The organism is Exobacillus caeni, assembly GCF_005747095.1.
Lineage (GTDB): Bacteria > Bacillota > Bacilli > Bacillales > Guptibacillaceae > Exobacillus > Exobacillus caeni.
The window spans coordinates 277,093-292,190 of sequence record NZ_SWLG01000006.1 but is presented as its reverse complement, the minus strand read 5'-3'; the positions used below and the strand labels follow the sequence as shown (position 1 = coordinate 292,190).

Genomic DNA, 15,098 nt, shown 5'->3' with positions numbered 1-15,098 from the left:
TTATGTTGTTATTTAACGTTCTCTCTTTATTACACATCAAATGCAACTGTTTTTCTAATAGAATGCTTCAACGATTAATACAATCATTATTTTATAAAGGGAACGATCGCATAAAATACGGCTGCTATAGATGCTGCGATTAAAGCAGGTATTAATTTAAACCTTGCATAAGGAAGAACCTTTAAATTTAAAATATTCGCGATTGTATTCGTATTGTCGCTTAGAGGAGATGCAAATGCACCAAAAGTACCGCTCGCAAATACTGCTCCTATAACGATTGGTAAGGAGGTATCCGAAACCTGAGCCAACGAAACACCAAGGGGCATTAGAATTCCCCATGTTCCCCATGATGAACCGATAAAATAGGAGATCGCTGCTCCGAGCAAGAATAAAACAGGAGGTATAAACATTTTAGGAATCCAATTCACGTTATTCGTTACAAATTCTGAGAATCCAAGGTCTTCCGTTGCAGATGCAAGTGCCCATACCACTGCGAGCAGAAGTATGACCGGCATCATATCGTTTCCTCCGTCAACAAAGAATTCGATGGCTTTTCTCAGAGAATAGCGCTGAGATAGAAAGAGCGTGATGGAGATAAATAATGTAATGAGTAGCGCTATTACCATCGCGTCCAGTACATCTGCTTCAATGAAAGAGGAAAGGATTCCCTTTTCCCCTTTTTGGTAACCACTCCAAAAGGTTAAAAATAGGGTTAATAAAATGATTAACACCAATGGGATAACAAGGTTCAGTGGCTTTGAGGGCAAATCCTTTGAAACCGCAGGATGGCAGTCCACCCAATCTTCTTCCCCTTTTACCTCCATTTCTTTGTTGCCTGCATCTGTAGCCGGCTTTTTGGAATGATGAAAAAAGCTAAGATAAAAACCCAGAAGGATTATTGCAATGGAGAAGAAATTGTAGGGAATGCTTTGAATAAACAAACTGTAACCATCACCCATTATTTTTTGACTCTCAAGAGAAATTTCAATTACGCTGGCCATGTAACCGACAAAAGCAGTCGCAACAGGAATGAGAACGATGATGGGACTCGCAGTTGTTTCGATTACAAATCCTAGTTCCTGCGGGGTCATTTTAACCTTTTTTAACAATGCTCTCATAATAGGAGCAATTGTAACGATCCGAAAGCTGGGAGCTGCAAAAGTTCCTATTGTGGATATCCAGGTTAAAAGCAAGGCTCCTTTCTTGGATTTGATTCTATTCGATGCTTCCTCTACAAATCCTTTGATTCCGCCAGAAAACTTTATCATTCCAATCAAGCCAGCAAAGACATATAAAAAAAGAATGATTTTTATATTATTTTTATCTGTTAGCCCTTCAATCAAATAAGAAAGGAGTTGTTCAATCCCTGACAAAATGCCAGGAGAGGCCAGGTAGGAAGCAACGATCAATCCTGCAGTTAAACCTGGTAAGACCTGTTTCGTAAAAACAGCAATGATGATAACCGATACAAACGGCAATAACGAAACCCATCCCGATTCCATTCTCTTCACACTTTCGTTTTTTGCTTATTTTGCGCGTTTGGCTGTTGACTATCCCCTTCCTTGTTATCTCTTTCATTTTTCCGGATAATTTTCCAAATGTTAATCTAAATAAAACAAATGGAAGGAGGAATAATGAAAAGAAACAGATGGAAAGCAGGTGGAGAAATGGAAATAAATGATCCGAACACCCAGTATTCTGCAGGTGATATCGTTTACGTTATTTATCGCAATCCGCATACTCAGAATGTGGCTAATGTTCAGGAAGCTGCCGTAGTAAAAAATCCAGATTCTCCTGGAGAGCTTGCTCTTTTCTTATATGAAACCTATTATCCTTTATCGGATGAGCTCGCAATTTATCGGTCTGAGACAGAAGCTGAACAAGCTTTTGACTACTATTTCGGATTGACTGACTGAGGTGTTCAAATATGGTTAAACCATTTATTCCGCAACTAGTATACATGGAACCACGTGCACTGGAATATGCGCTTGGAAAACAGCTTAAGCAAAAATTTGAGGGTTTGGGAATTGAAATTCGGGAAACAACCTCTCATAATCAGGTAAGGAACCTTCCTGGAGAAAACCACTTTCAGCAATACCGCATAGCAAAATCCACTCTTGTTATAGGAGTTAGAAAGACGCTTAAGTTTGATACATCAAAACCTTCTGCTGAGTATGCTATTCCTCTCGCTACAGGATGTATGGGCCATTGTCATTACTGTTACTTGCAAACCACAATGGGAAACAAGCCTTACATTCGAACCTATGTAAATGTTGATGAAATTTTTGAGGCTTCAACTAAATATATGGAAGAGCGGGCCCCTGAAACGACAAGATTTGAAGCTTCCTGTACTTCAGACATCGTCGGAGTAGACCATCTTACTCATTCACTAAAGCGTGCCATTGAGTTTTTTGGAGAATCGAAATATGGCAAACTTCGCTTCGTAACCAAGTTTGCTCATGTAGATCATTTATTAGATGCAAGGCATAACGGGAAAACGCGATTTCGTTTTAGCATGAACGCTGATTACGTCATAAAATATCTTGAACCTGGCACCTCTCGATTAGACGAGCGGATTGAAGCAGCAGTAAAAGTTGCCAATGCTGGTTATCCACTTGGATTTATCGTTGCCCCAATTTATTTATACGACGGCTGGAAAGAAGGTTATAAAGAACTGTTTGAGAAACTGGAAGCTAAACTCCCGGCCTTTGCAAAAAAGGACCTCACCTTTGAACTGATTCAGCATCGTTTCACGAAGCCGGCAAAAAGAACAATCGAAAAAAACTACCCGATGACGAAACTTGAAATGGATGAAACAAAAAGGCAATACAAGTGGGGTAAATATGGTATAGGAAAGTATGTATACAAAAAAGAAGAACAAGAGGACATGAAAGAAACTTTAGGCGGATATATTGAAAAATACCTCCCCGAAGGAAAATTTGAATATTTCACCTAGAATATCGCATAAAAAAGACCTGCCAGCCCAGCCTGCGGGTCTTTAGCTTCCTGTATATGTAGTTATTCAAAAAACGATTAAACTCTTTCACTCGCTGGAGTCAGGAAATTTTATATAAATTCCTAGTATTTACAAGCTGTTCAATACTATCTGCTCCGATGCCAAACATAGCCGTCCGCAATTCAAACTCAATCCGATCCATCTGTACTTCTAAAAGTGTCACATCAGAATCTACAGCAGGTTTTAAAAGCGATCTGCCGAAACCGACCATATTAGCACCAAGTGCCAGGGCTTTAGCTGCCTCTACCCCATTTTTCATTCCGCCGCTCGCAATAATCTCGATTTGATTTCTATATTGTTTTACCTCTTCAAGACATTCGGCTGTAGGGTTACCCCAATCGGAAAAAGCGTCCGCTGCAAGATTTCTAATAGGTTCATTCGCACGGAATTTTTCCACCTGGATCCAGGATGTTCCTCCAGCACCTGCTATATCAATAAACTTTACTCCGGAATCCATTAACTTTTTTGCGGAGAGTCCGTTTATCCCCATCCCTACTTCTTTAACACCCACAGGAACAGGCAACTTAGCAGCAATTTCCTCTATTTTGGTTAGCAAATTACCGAAGTTTGTATCACCCTCGGGTTGAAACACCTCCTGCAGACTGTTTAAATGGAGAATCAAGGCATCTGCTTCAATCATTTCCACTGCTCTCATACATTCTTCTGTTCCGTATCCATAGTTAAATTGGACGGCCCCAAGATTTGCAAGGACCGGAATAGTCGGTGCGTATTTTCTAACCTCAAAAGTGTCGGCAAGAGATTCTTCTTCGATCGCCGCTCTCATCGATCCAACACCAATGGCCCAACCATGGGATTCAGCCAGCAAAGCGAGACGCTGGTTAATATTCCGTGCAACTTTTGTTCCACCTGTCATGGAACTTATTAAGAATGGAGCTTTTACTTGTTTAGATAGAAAGGAAGTTCCAAGATTAATTTCTTTAAAATCAATCTCTGGTAATGCATTATGTTTGAAACGATATTTTTCGAGTCCTGTTGTAATATTTTTTCCTTCAACATCCTCATTTAAACAAATGCGGATATGTTCCGTTTTTCTGCGCTCTGTTTTATCATCAACTGGCTTCATGGGGTCTCACTCCTTATAAGCCTTTTGTAATACCTGGATTGCTTTGCGATTTTTTTATTGTTACTGATCTATTTCTTAACTATACATGTTAAACCTGCAAAAAGTCTAAGAATTAAGAGTGAAAAATGTTCATGCATATAACTAAGCGAACTTCATAAGCAGGTCTTTCTTTTCTTCATCAGAAACTACCGATCTTTTATGGAATACCTGGTACTCATTCCTTCTAACAGAATCGAGAATTGCCCGATAAAAAACGGCGGCAGATTGAACAGGCAGTCTGGCGTCTTCAGGATAAAGGGATATAGTTTTAAATGCTTCTTCATAATAGCAGTCGGCAATCGTTGCAAGTTCCTCCCAAATAGCAATGAACTCTGCTGTTACCTTTTTTGCAAGAAGATTTTCTAATAGGTATTTGTGTTTTTTTAGTAACTCCTCTGGCAGGTAAATTCTTCCTCTTTCAAGGTCTTCACCAATATCTCTCAACACGTTTGTAATCTGCATAGCAATCCCCAGGGAAACAGCGCCCTCTCTTAATTCCCCCTTATTTTCAGGAGCAAGGATCGGCAATAACATTAAACCTACCGTACTTGCCACATGGTAGGAATAGTCTTCCAGCTCTGCTAAACTAGCATATTTTGTTTTGTACAAATCCATTTTTTGCCCGATTATCATATCTCGAAAAGGATTGATGTCCATTTTAAATTGCTCAAAAACATCTTCTAAAGCAACCCACATCAAGTTGTCGGCATTAATTCTATTAGTTAGGAAAGCCTCAAAATCTTCTTCAAATTCAGCTAGTTGTATTGCTGGTTCATTTCCCTCGTCAACGATATCATCGACTTCCCGGCAAAATGCATAGACAGCCCAGACCGCTCGTTTTTTACTTTCAGGTAAAAATGAAAAAGCCCTGTAAAACGTTTTTGAGTTTTTCTTTATAATATTTTCGCAATGTTCATAGGCCTTTAATATCATTTTGCTCCCACCCTTCGAATCGGTATGATTTCTAACAGAACTGTATAATCTCAATGATGTCATCGGTTCCAAAATATTAATTTCTTTCTCCTATATCCTTTATATGAGCAATTACACATAAGTTATACAATTATTATACAAAATTAGAACCTGCCTATCAAATCATAATGTGTTTTTATTCGGATTCTAAAGTTATATAAAAAACAACACTTTTTGTTGGTTAATCCTTCTATTTAAATTAAGTCTTTCGTTGTACTATTTCTCCAGAATTCCAGCCTTATTTCTTTTTTATCCAGTGATTCAACAGCAAAAGTGGGATAATGAACCAGACATAAAAATAACAGGGCAAAACGGTATGTTCCGCTGCCCTGTTATTTTTTCTTATAAAAGATGTGCTCAGCTTCTATAGTGTCTTTTATTGTTACCATGCCGTAAGAATACTCAGGCTGTCTCCTTTTATCAATGGGTGAACCAGGATTAAAAAGCAGCACTCCGTCATGTTCCTTCTTCAGCGGAATATGCGAGTGGCCAAATATAATCATATCTACAGATTCTCCCTCGAAAGCTTCTATCGCTCTCTTCTCTGTTGTTTTTTTCTTCCCATGGCCATGTATAATGCCAATTCTAAATGGACCAGCCTGTATAATTTGCTTCTCAGGAAATTCAGCCTTGATTTCTTCTCCATCAATATTTCCAACTACGCCTTTTACAGGTGCTAACTCACTTAAAGAATTATAGACATCGAGTGTTTTCCAATCACCCGCATGGATTATTAGGTCGACGCCCTTTAACCCTTGCATTAATGGCTCAGGCAAGCTTTTCGCCATTCCTGGCATATGTGTATCAGATATAACTCCAATTTTCATCGCGATGCATCACCCTTTTATTTCTTTAAGAATAAAGAAACTTCTTCTACTAACCTTTTTACCTTTTATTTTTTCCCCTTCTTCCATAAAGGATAATCCACATTAAGTGTTTTTATTTTAAATTCACATGCATAGACTGGCAAAAAAGGATGATTGATTTATGTACCATATAGTCAAGCCCGGTGAAACACTTTCATCTATAGCTATAGATTACAGGATATCTGTTCAAGCAATCCTGGATGCTAATCCGCTTCCGAATCCCAACGTTATTTTTCCCGGGCAACAGATAATTGTTCCCGGTTATCCAAACAAAGAAACCATACCATATTCGATTTTAATCTCCCTTTCTGAAAGGAGATTAACATTAAGAAAAAACAATCAGGTGGTAAAAGTTTTTCCTGTTGGTGTTGGAAAGATGCTTAGCAGGACGCCGACTGGTGAGTATATTATCATAAACAAAGCACCAAACCCCGGCGGACCTTACGGGACTATGTGGATGAGCATTTCTAAAAAAGGTTATGGGATCCATGGAACAAACGATCCTTCATCAATAGGGAAATATGTCTCGAAAGGGTGTATAAGAATGTATAACAGGGACGTTGAGGAATTGGCAAATATAGTTCCAATCGGTACTCCTGTTTATATAACTAAATAAAATTTAACCACGTTAAGAAAATAGAAAGAAAGAAGCCTGGCCGGCTCCTTTCAAAAGTTATTTCAAGAATTCCCAGATCGCCCTTCCGATTTCCGAAATAGCCACTTTTCCTTCTTTGTTTTCGTATAAATTAGCAAACATGACACAGGCATATACATGTTTTCCGTTTGATTTTATAATAGCTGCGTCATGCTCAACACCTGGCAGCTCTCCGGTTTTGTTCGCCATAAAAAATTCTTCTGTTGAATCTTGAGGAATAAAGGCCGGAAGCTTATCAAGAAATTGTTGTTCTGAAAGGATAGAAAGCATTTCCTTTCTGGTCCTTTTTGAATAATCCTGACCAGTATCAATTCCTTTTAAAAGTTTGACCACGTCTTTTGAAGATGTGAGATTGTCCTTTCCATTCTTTAACGCTTCAAAATCCATTAATTTTCGTTGCAACCTTGTACTCTGGCAATTATACGCTCTGCAAAGGTTATTTATCTTATCGGTGCTTAAACGGTCGATCAACTCGTTTGTAGCTGTATTGTCAGAGACAATGATCATGAGTGTTAAGAGGTCTCTGATCGTTAACGAAGCAATGGATGATAGGCGTGCAAGGATTCCTGCACCTCCAACCTTTTTTACAGTTGATACATCAACTATTTCATCAAGATCAATAATGTTAGCTTCACTCTGCCGAAATGCTTCTATCATTATCGGCAGCTTTATCAAGCTTGCTGCAGGCAGTTGGTTTTCTCCTTTTAAAGAGATTGTTCCCTCTAATGTTTCGATAACGATAGAATAATCACCAGGCAATTCCTTGATAATAGTTTTGATCTCGGACTCTAACTGGAACAGCTTCACTTCACTTGATTTACCAGTACCTTCTTGATTCACAGTGTTCTTCCTCATAGATTGTTCCTGCCAATTCAATGATCTCAACTGTCTTTCCAGTGTTTGGTGCATGAATCATTTTCCCGTCGCCATAATAGATGGCAACATGATGAACGGCCCCTTTTCCCTGTTCATAAGCAAAGAACAGAAGGTCCCCCCGTTTCAGATCTTCCTTTTCTATTACTTTTCCATCCTTCGCCTGGTCATGGGCATCACGTGGAATGGTATAACCGATTGAGCGGGTCATATTATAGGAGAACCCTGAACAATCATATCCAAACGACGACATTCCTCCCCATAAATAAGGCAGGCCAACGAATTTTTCTGCAGCCTTGATTACTTGTTCACCATCGCCTTTTGGTGTATTTTTCTCTCTTACCATCACATCTTCTTTTTTCAGCCATTGATAACCAGTGGGAGTTCCAACCTGTATCCATTCTTCCTCTTCCTCAATAAACGGCAAGCGAGTTTGGAAGCTTACTTCCAAGCCTTTTTTATCTTTGTCTTCAAACAGGTTCGTAACAGGTTTTACAACTTCCACTGTTTTATCATCGGAGAGTTTTGTATATTCTTCGATTTCTTTTAATTGAGTACTCGGCATCCAGCCGGGATACCCTCTTTCATCTTTGGAGGATGGCTGTGAAAGAGCAATTACTTTTGACCATCCATCTTCTTCATCGAGGAATAACACTTTTTCACCGTACAACAATTGTGACTGAACCATATTATCATTGCACAGTTGCAATCGAGGTTCGTAATGAAGCGAATCCAGCCACTCTTCCAGACGCACAGGGTTTTCCAGTGCAGGTTTATCTATTTCCCTTGGCGGGTTCTGGGGTTTTGTCCAGAGTGTTGCAACTTTCACGTTTACTGCCAGTGTTTTAGTCAACACGAACACCTCCTGATAGATTAATTTCGGTAATTCCAAGTCCAGGTGAATCCGGTAGTTTCATTTTATTTTGATTATAAATGACACCGCCCTGAACAAAGTCATTTGAAAGCATTAACGGTGCATCAAAATCGAAACGTGTAATGTTCTTTTTTGAAGCTGCAAAATGGGCAGCTGCAGTTATACCAAGTCTCGTTTCAATCATGCTGCCCACCATACATGCTACTCCACAGGTCTCTGCAATAGCATTGATTGTCTGGGCTCTATAAATCCCTCCAGCTTTCATCAGTTTAATATTAAGTAAGTCTGCGGCCCTCTTCTGCAGTACTTCAAATGCCTGTTTGGGAGAAAAGACACTTTCATCGGCCATGATAGGAGTATCCACTGAATCTGTTACCAGCTTCAATCCTTCAACATCATGGGAAACAACCGGCTGTTCGATCAATTCAATATCGAGGCCCATATCTTCCATTTTTCTGATTGAACGGACAGCTTCCTTCGCTTCCCAACCCTGGTTTGCATCAAGACGAATCATATAGTCATAACCGATTTGTTTTCGTATTTCTTTTATTCGCTCAATATCCGTATTAATATCATCCTTGCCGACTTTAACTTTTAATACGCTAAAGCCCCTTTTAATATATTCCATCGCATCTTCCCCCATTTCATAAGGGGAATTTACACTTACTGTAAAATCTGTTTCGATTTCACTTTGATAGCCGCCAAGAAACTGATAAAGAGGGAGGCCGGCATTTTGAGAGATAAGGTCATAAAGAGCCATATCCACCGCTGCCCTGGCGCTTGTGTTTCCTACCAGGGCATGATGTAAAATCTGAAAAACTTCTTCATAAGCAAGTAATGATTTGTTTAAAATTTTGGGTTTAATGGTTTGGTTTATTGCCGCTTCTATACTTGCCAGGCTCTCTCCTGTTATCACAACAGTTGGAGGCGCTTCTCCCCAGCCGACTAGTCCGTTATCAGTTGTAATCTTAACTATAATGGATTCTGCAACTGTTACTGTTCTAAGTGCGGTTTTAAAGGGTTTCGTCAAGGGTACTGCTGAACGCTCGGTTTGAATGCCATTAATCTTCATATTCTTCCACCTTTTACACTTTCATTATTTTTTACATCCTGCCTTTATGTCCAGTGTCTTATTATAAGTAGAAAGCACTGCTTGAGAACCGATTGGAATACTAATATGTGGCACGCAGTGTCCTATTGAAAAACCGCTCATTGTCGGTTTACCAGCAGGTACTATCAACTGTTCGAAAATTTGCTCTAACGTAAAAGATTCCTTTCTTTTACCAGGCACACAATTATTAAAATCACCCAACAATACGCCTGCGGCATCCTGAAACTTTCCAGCCATTCTCAACTGGTTCAGCATACGGTCGATTCGGTATGGTTCTTCTTCTATTTCTTCAATAAAGAGCAGTTTCCCTTTCGTATCGATTTCAAATGGAGTACCGAGAGTGCTAACCAGGAGAGAAAGGTTTCCTCCAACAACAGGTCCAGAAGCTTTTCCTTCTACATGCACTTGTAAGGGGCTAATTTGTTCTGTGTAGTGGATGTCAGTTGGCTCTATTACTTGTTTTAGGTAGTTTTCTGTCAACGGATCGATCGAACCTTCTCCAAGATCGGAACCGAGCATTGGACCGTGAAAGGTTATCAGCCCCGTTTTTTGAAAGATTGCGGTATGTAGAAACGTAATATCACTGTATCCCCAGAAAACTTTTGGATTTCTTCTAATTAACTCATAATCTATGAAGTCGGCAATTCTTGCAGTTCCATAGCCACCGCAAGCGCAATAAACAGCATCAATATTTTCATTTGCAAACATCATGTGCAAATCCTCTAACCTTTTGTTATCATCTCCGGCTAAATAAGCTGATTTTGTGTATATATGATTTCCTGTCACAACGTTAAAACCGAGTTGTTCAAAGTAGTTAATCGCTATTTTTGTTTTTTCTTTGTTTGGCGGACTTGCTGGAGCGATTACTCCGATTGTGTCTCCTGGCCTAATCGACTTTGGAAGAGTGGTCACCTAAATCAACCCCATTTCTTCAATGTTCTATGTATCGCCATCTTTTCAATAGAAAAAGGGGTGTTCATTATGAACCCCCTTTATTTCATCGCTTACTTAAGATCTGCCCATTTTAATTCTAAATATCCAACAGGGTGTCTTACGATGCCCTCTACATTGTCAGCTTCTAAATAAACCTGGTTATAGTAGTGGATTGGGAAGATCGGCATTTCTTCAAACAAGATCTCTTCTGCCTGGTGTAACATTTCAAAGCGTTTTTCTTCGTTGCTTTCTGCTTTTGCATCCTGGATCAGCTTATCGAACTCTGCATTGCTCCAGCCTGTACGGTTCATAGAGTGTCCTGTTTGGAAGTTTTCCATAAAGTTGATCGGATCTGCATAGTCGGCAAGGAAAGAACTTCTAGAAAATTGAAGTTTGCCTGCTTTTTGCTCATCAGAGAAAACATTCCATTCCATGTTAGCAAGTTCTACATCAACACCTAATGTTTCTTTAAACATTTGCTGCATTGTTTCAGCGATTTGTTTATGAGTGTCACTCGTGTTGTATGTCATTGTAACTTTAGGAAGTGTATCATAGCCTTCCTCTTTCATACCTTTTTCTAACAATTCTTTCGCTTTTGCTGCGTCAGGTGAAACTAGCTCTCCACCAACATCACGGAAGTCGCCGCCAGCCGGGTCTTTGAATCCAGGACCTACGAAAGCGTGTGCTGCTTTTTCTTTATTTTTTGTTACAAAATCAACGATCTTTTGCTGGTCGACAGACAATGCAAATGCTTTACGGATGTTTTCGTTCTGGAAAGGCTCCATATTTACATTGAAGCGATAGAAGTAAGTTCCAGATTGGTCTTCAACCTGTGCTTTACCTTCTTCAAACAATTGCTCACTTAGATCAGCAGGAACATCAGATTGATGAAGCTCGCCGGTTTTAAACATTTGATACTCGGTGTTTGTATCATCTATCATCGCCCAGTGAACGCCATCCAACTTAACGTTCTCAGCATCCCAGTAGTTTTCGTTTTTCTTGAATTCAAACTCGCTGCTATGCTCCCATTTTGTAAGTTTAAATGGTCCATTTCCAACAAAAGTGTCTGCTTCTGTCGCCCAGTCTTTATTTTCTTCCACCGTTGCTTTATGAACCGGGAAAAATGCCGGGTTAGAAATAACACTCAAGAAGTAATTTTGAGGTGCAACCAATGTAACTTCCAATGTTTTTTCATCTACTGCTTTAACTTTCATATCATCAGCAGAGCCAGTTCCTTCGTTAAATTCTTTTGCGCCTTCGATGAAGTTTGCAAGGAACGCAGCTGGAGAAGCAGTGTTAGGGTCTGCTAAACGCTTCAATGCATATTCGAAGTCTTCAGCTGTCACAGGATCTCCGTTTGACCATTTTGCATTTTCACGAATAGTAAACGTGTAAGTCTTGCCATCATCCGATACTTTCCAATCTTCTGCTGTTGCAGCCTGTGGTTGGTCATCTTTATCAAGACGGGTTAAACCTTCCATCAAGTTGTTCAAAGCATTCCATGAAACAGAGTCAAAACCAATTGGCGGATCAAATGAAGTAGGTTCATTCCCGTTGTTTAACAGGAGAATCTTTTCTCCACCCTTTTCTTCTTTCTTGTTGTCAGAATCTGCACTGCCACTGTTGTTTTCTGAGCTGGATTGAGATGTTGTACATCCTACAAGCGCGAAAACTAGCAATACTGACAACAATGCTGCTGTTAGTTTTCTCACAAATTTTCCCCCTTAATAAAAGTTTAATATATTTTAGGCATCCTCTTATTCTATTGAATAAGAAAAGCCGGTACCCCATTTGTCACTTTCGGAACTTCGGATCCAGTGCATCCTGGAGTCCGTCTCCGAGTACGTTAAAGGCGAACATCGTTAATGAAATGAAAAACGCAGGGAAAAATAATCTCCACCAGTCTCCTGATAAAATGACAGGCAGTCCATCATTTGCGAGTACGCCCCAGCTTGCTGCAGGAGATTGAACACCAAGTCCGAGGAAGCTCAAGAATGCTTCTGCAAAGATCGCAGTCGGAACTGTTAATGTCATTTGAACAATGATTGGCCCCATCGTATTTGGAAGCAAGTTTTTTCTAATTATGTTGAACGTACTAGCTCCCAGGGTTTTGGAGGCGAGGACATGCTCAGAGTTCTTTAACTGGAGAACCTGCCCCCTTACAATCCGGGCCATTCCAACCCATCCTGTCACCGTTAATGCAACAATGATGGTCAACAGACCAGGGCCCATTACAACCATAAGTAAAATAACCATTAACAAGTACGGCAATCCATATAAGATCTCGATAATCCGCATCATGATATTGTCCGTACGGCCGCCTTTGTACCCGGACAAACCTCCATATAAGACACCGATTAGGAAATCGATCATAGCAGCCATGATTCCAACGAAAAGCGATACTCTTGCTCCATACCATGTTCTAGTAAACATATCTCTTCCCAGGTTATCTGTTCCAAACCAGTATTCGCTTGATGGCGCAAGGTTTTGTTTTGTCAAGCTTTGCTGCTCCATACTGTAAGGTGTCAGCATCGGGCCGATGATTGCCATGATCAATAAAAAGATTAAAATAACAAGTCCGCTCATTGCTAATTTGTTCTTCTTCAATCTTAACCAGGCATCTTTCCAATAAGAAATACTTGGTCTTGAAATCATTTCAGCTTCAGAATTATTCTGTTCCACTGGCACAAACATTTCATCAGGTGTATAAGGCTCAGCTATTTTTGTATTTGTTTGGTTTGGCACTCCCATGCTAGTCCCCCCTCTTATGAAGCTTAATTCTCGGATCGAGTATTCCATAAGCAATATCGACGAGGAAAAGCATTAATATCAGAAAAGCACTGTAAAATACAGTCGTTCCCATAATAACCGGATAATCGCGATTATTGATGCCTTTTACAAAGTACTGACCCATACCAGGAATCGCAAAAATCTTTTCAATAACAAAACTTCCTGTAAGAACACCAGCAACTAATGTTCCTAAAATAGTAACAACCGGTAAGACGGCGTTCCTTAAAGCATGTTTCATAACAATGTTAAAAGTAGAAATACCTTTTGCTCTTGCTGTAAGGATATAATCTTGATTCAATACTTCCAGCATGCTAGAACGAGTTAAACGGGCAATGATTGCCATTGGCCCTGTAGCAAGGGCAACAGTTGGCAAGATCATATGTGCTGGAGATGCCCATGTTGCAACGGGAAGCAATTCCATGTTAACTGCGATTTGTTGAATCAGTAGCGTTGCCATAATAAAGTTCGGTACTGAAATACCGATTACCGCGATGGTCATTGCAAGATAATCAATCATATGATTATGCTTTAATGCAGCCAGGATCCCCAGAACAATTCCGGACATCACTGCGATGAGCAGCGAATAAAAGCCAAGTTCTGCTGAAATCGGAAAGCCCTGGCCGAGCATATCGTTAACTGATTGAGATGACTGTTTAATTGACGGACCGAAGTCGAGCTGAAGCAGAGATTTTAGATATATTCCGTATTGTACAACAACAGGTTTATCAAGATGATAATGTGCTTCCAGATTTCGCTGAACTGCTTCACTCGTGTTCCTTTCATTATTTAAAGGAGATCCTGGAATCAAATGCATTAGAAAAAATGTCAGCGTAACGATGATCCACAGGGTGATAAGTGCACCGACGAATCGGCTAACTATGTACTTTCCCACAATTGAAACCTACTTTCCTAACAAAATGTTGTTCGCATTGCTAACTCGGTCATTACCAGCATTGCCTGGTAGGCTTCCAAAATATTTTTCGCTTCAAATCGAACGGTTGTTGTTCCTTCTTCTAAAACGGTTCCAGGCATCAAACTTGCCCATTCAGCCTGTCCATAGTTTGCAAACTCGATTCTTAACACCGGATTTTCTGGTGGAACTAATGGACTTACATTGTCACTGTTTCCAAGAGCTATCTTCGTTTTTTTCCGAAGCAATTCACCTGTTTTCTCAGGTGTCAAACATAACCCTGACGAACGGGAAGTTGTTTCTTTAACGACGGCAGTTGTTACACCAGGAATAAGTTCTTCAGCTTCTTTTGCAGCCTGATCATCTCCTGCTACCATGAGAACCGGAACACCGTAATATCCAGCAACATAGGCATTAAAACCTAGTTCCCCTATTTCTACATCATTGATCCAAAAATTTCGCACACCAAAAATCATGGAATGAGACATGATCCCAAACTTTGAAGCACGAGCGTGATATCCTACAAACATAGCGCCTGTATACTGATTATTAAGCCCCTGGACCATTGAGAACGGTTTCACATCCCCTGAAATTAATTTCGCTTCTGGATGCAGTTTTTCGATTAATAGATTATTCATTTTAGAATGGCTGTCATTTACAATTATTTCATTGCAGCCGTTTTCAAAAGCAGTATGTATGACATGGTTTGTTTCCTGAGTCATAATTTCTTGTCCTCTTGAATAGTTCCTTTTTCCAGAATCTACAAAAGTTGAATCTACTAATCCACTAATCCCTTCCATATCAACTGATACATATAATTTCAAAAATATACCCCCTTTTGACACTACTAGCAACTTTCAGATAATTATAGCATTATTTCAGGAATGTTACAAAACAATACTTCGAAATGAGTATAAAATGACTAAAATTTTACTTCGAATATGACAAACAAATCCAATTCTGTAATATTGTATA

15 protein-coding genes are annotated in these 15,098 nt (G+C 39.7%); 3 read left to right on the top strand and 12 right to left on the bottom strand.

Annotation, left to right across the window (positions count from 1 at the left end):
• Positions 1-86: 86 nt before the first annotated feature.
• Positions 87-1,502, bottom strand: coding sequence for a Na+/H+ antiporter NhaC family protein (locus FCL54_RS10585; RefSeq protein ID WP_138126130.1), 1,416 nt, complete (start codon positions 1,500-1,502; stop codon positions 87-89).
• A gap of 165 nt (positions 1,503-1,667) precedes the next feature.
• Here FCL54_RS10585 and FCL54_RS10580 point away from each other — a divergent pair, with 165 nt between their 5' ends.
• Both FCL54_RS10580 and splB read left to right on the top strand, forming a co-directional pair.
• Entirely contained in the window at positions 1,668-1,916 is a 249-nt protein-coding gene (locus FCL54_RS10580) for a transcriptional regulator SplA domain-containing protein (protein ID WP_138126263.1), read from the top strand.
• Between the two features lie 11 nt (positions 1,917-1,927).
• On the top strand, positions 1,928-2,956 hold the full coding sequence (splB, locus tag FCL54_RS10575) for a spore photoproduct lyase (protein WP_138126128.1): 1,029 nt from the start codon (positions 1,928-1,930) through the stop codon (positions 2,954-2,956).
• Positions 2,957-3,056: 100 nt separating this feature from the next.
• Here the strand turns inward: splB and fni are convergent, their stop codons facing one another.
• From fni to FCL54_RS10560, 3 genes are all read right to left on the bottom strand, one after another.
• Positions 3,057-4,100, bottom strand: coding sequence for a type 2 isopentenyl-diphosphate Delta-isomerase (gene fni / locus FCL54_RS10570; RefSeq protein ID WP_138126126.1), 1,044 nt, complete (start codon positions 4,098-4,100; stop codon positions 3,057-3,059).
• Between the two features lie 141 nt (positions 4,101-4,241).
• Positions 4,242-5,072, bottom strand: coding sequence for a phytoene/squalene synthase family protein (locus FCL54_RS10565; protein WP_138126124.1), 831 nt, complete (start codon positions 5,070-5,072; stop codon positions 4,242-4,244).
• A 371-nt stretch (positions 5,073-5,443) separates the two neighbouring features.
• On the bottom strand, positions 5,444-5,938 hold the full coding sequence (locus FCL54_RS10560) for a metallophosphoesterase family protein (protein WP_138126122.1): 495 nt from the start codon (positions 5,936-5,938) through the stop codon (positions 5,444-5,446).
• A gap of 160 nt (positions 5,939-6,098) precedes the next feature.
• Between FCL54_RS10560 and FCL54_RS10555 the strand changes: the two genes are divergently transcribed.
• Positions 6,099-6,593, top strand: coding sequence for a L,D-transpeptidase family protein (locus FCL54_RS10555; RefSeq protein WP_138126120.1), 495 nt, complete (start codon positions 6,099-6,101; stop codon positions 6,591-6,593).
• A 57-nt stretch (positions 6,594-6,650) separates the two neighbouring features.
• Here the strand turns inward: FCL54_RS10555 and FCL54_RS10550 are convergent, their stop codons facing one another.
• The 8 genes from FCL54_RS10550 to FCL54_RS10515 all read right to left on the bottom strand — a co-directional run bounded on the left by FCL54_RS10550 (position 6,651) and on the right by FCL54_RS10515 (position 14,947).
• A complete protein-coding gene (locus FCL54_RS10550; protein WP_171016776.1) occupies positions 6,651-7,487 on the bottom strand; it encodes a serine hydrolase in 837 nt (278 codons plus the stop codon).
• Positions 7,450-8,358, bottom strand: a complete 909-nt coding sequence (locus FCL54_RS10545; RefSeq protein ID WP_425467122.1) for a C40 family peptidase — start codon at positions 8,356-8,358, stop codon at positions 7,450-7,452. Before FCL54_RS10545 ends, FCL54_RS10550 begins: the two co-directional genes overlap by 38 nt.
• A complete protein-coding gene (locus FCL54_RS10540; RefSeq protein ID WP_138126114.1) occupies positions 8,351-9,451 on the bottom strand; it encodes a dipeptide epimerase in 1,101 nt (366 codons plus the stop codon). Before FCL54_RS10540 ends, FCL54_RS10545 begins: the two co-directional genes overlap by 8 nt.
• A gap of 24 nt (positions 9,452-9,475) precedes the next feature.
• Positions 9,476-10,402, bottom strand: coding sequence for a S66 peptidase family protein (locus FCL54_RS10535; protein ID WP_138126112.1), 927 nt, complete (start codon positions 10,400-10,402; stop codon positions 9,476-9,478).
• Positions 10,403-10,494: 92 nt separating this feature from the next.
• Positions 10,495-12,135, bottom strand: a complete 1,641-nt coding sequence (locus FCL54_RS10530) for a peptide ABC transporter substrate-binding protein (RefSeq protein WP_138126110.1) — start codon at positions 12,133-12,135, stop codon at positions 10,495-10,497.
• 82 nt (positions 12,136-12,217) lie between these two features.
• Positions 12,218-13,174, bottom strand: coding sequence for an ABC transporter permease (locus tag FCL54_RS10525; protein WP_138126108.1), 957 nt, complete (start codon positions 13,172-13,174; stop codon positions 12,218-12,220).
• A 1-nt stretch (position 13,175) separates the two neighbouring features.
• The gene (locus FCL54_RS10520) at positions 13,176-14,105 is read right to left on the bottom strand and encodes an ABC transporter permease (RefSeq protein WP_138126106.1); all 930 of its coding nucleotides are present in this window, start codon (positions 14,103-14,105) and stop codon (positions 13,176-13,178) included.
• Positions 14,106-14,122: 17 nt separating this feature from the next.
• Positions 14,123-14,947 carry a M55 family metallopeptidase gene (locus FCL54_RS10515; protein WP_138126104.1) on the bottom strand — a complete coding sequence of 275 codons (825 nt, stop codon included), beginning with the start codon at positions 14,945-14,947 and terminating at the stop codon, positions 14,123-14,125.
• Positions 14,948-15,098 lie beyond the last annotated feature (151 nt).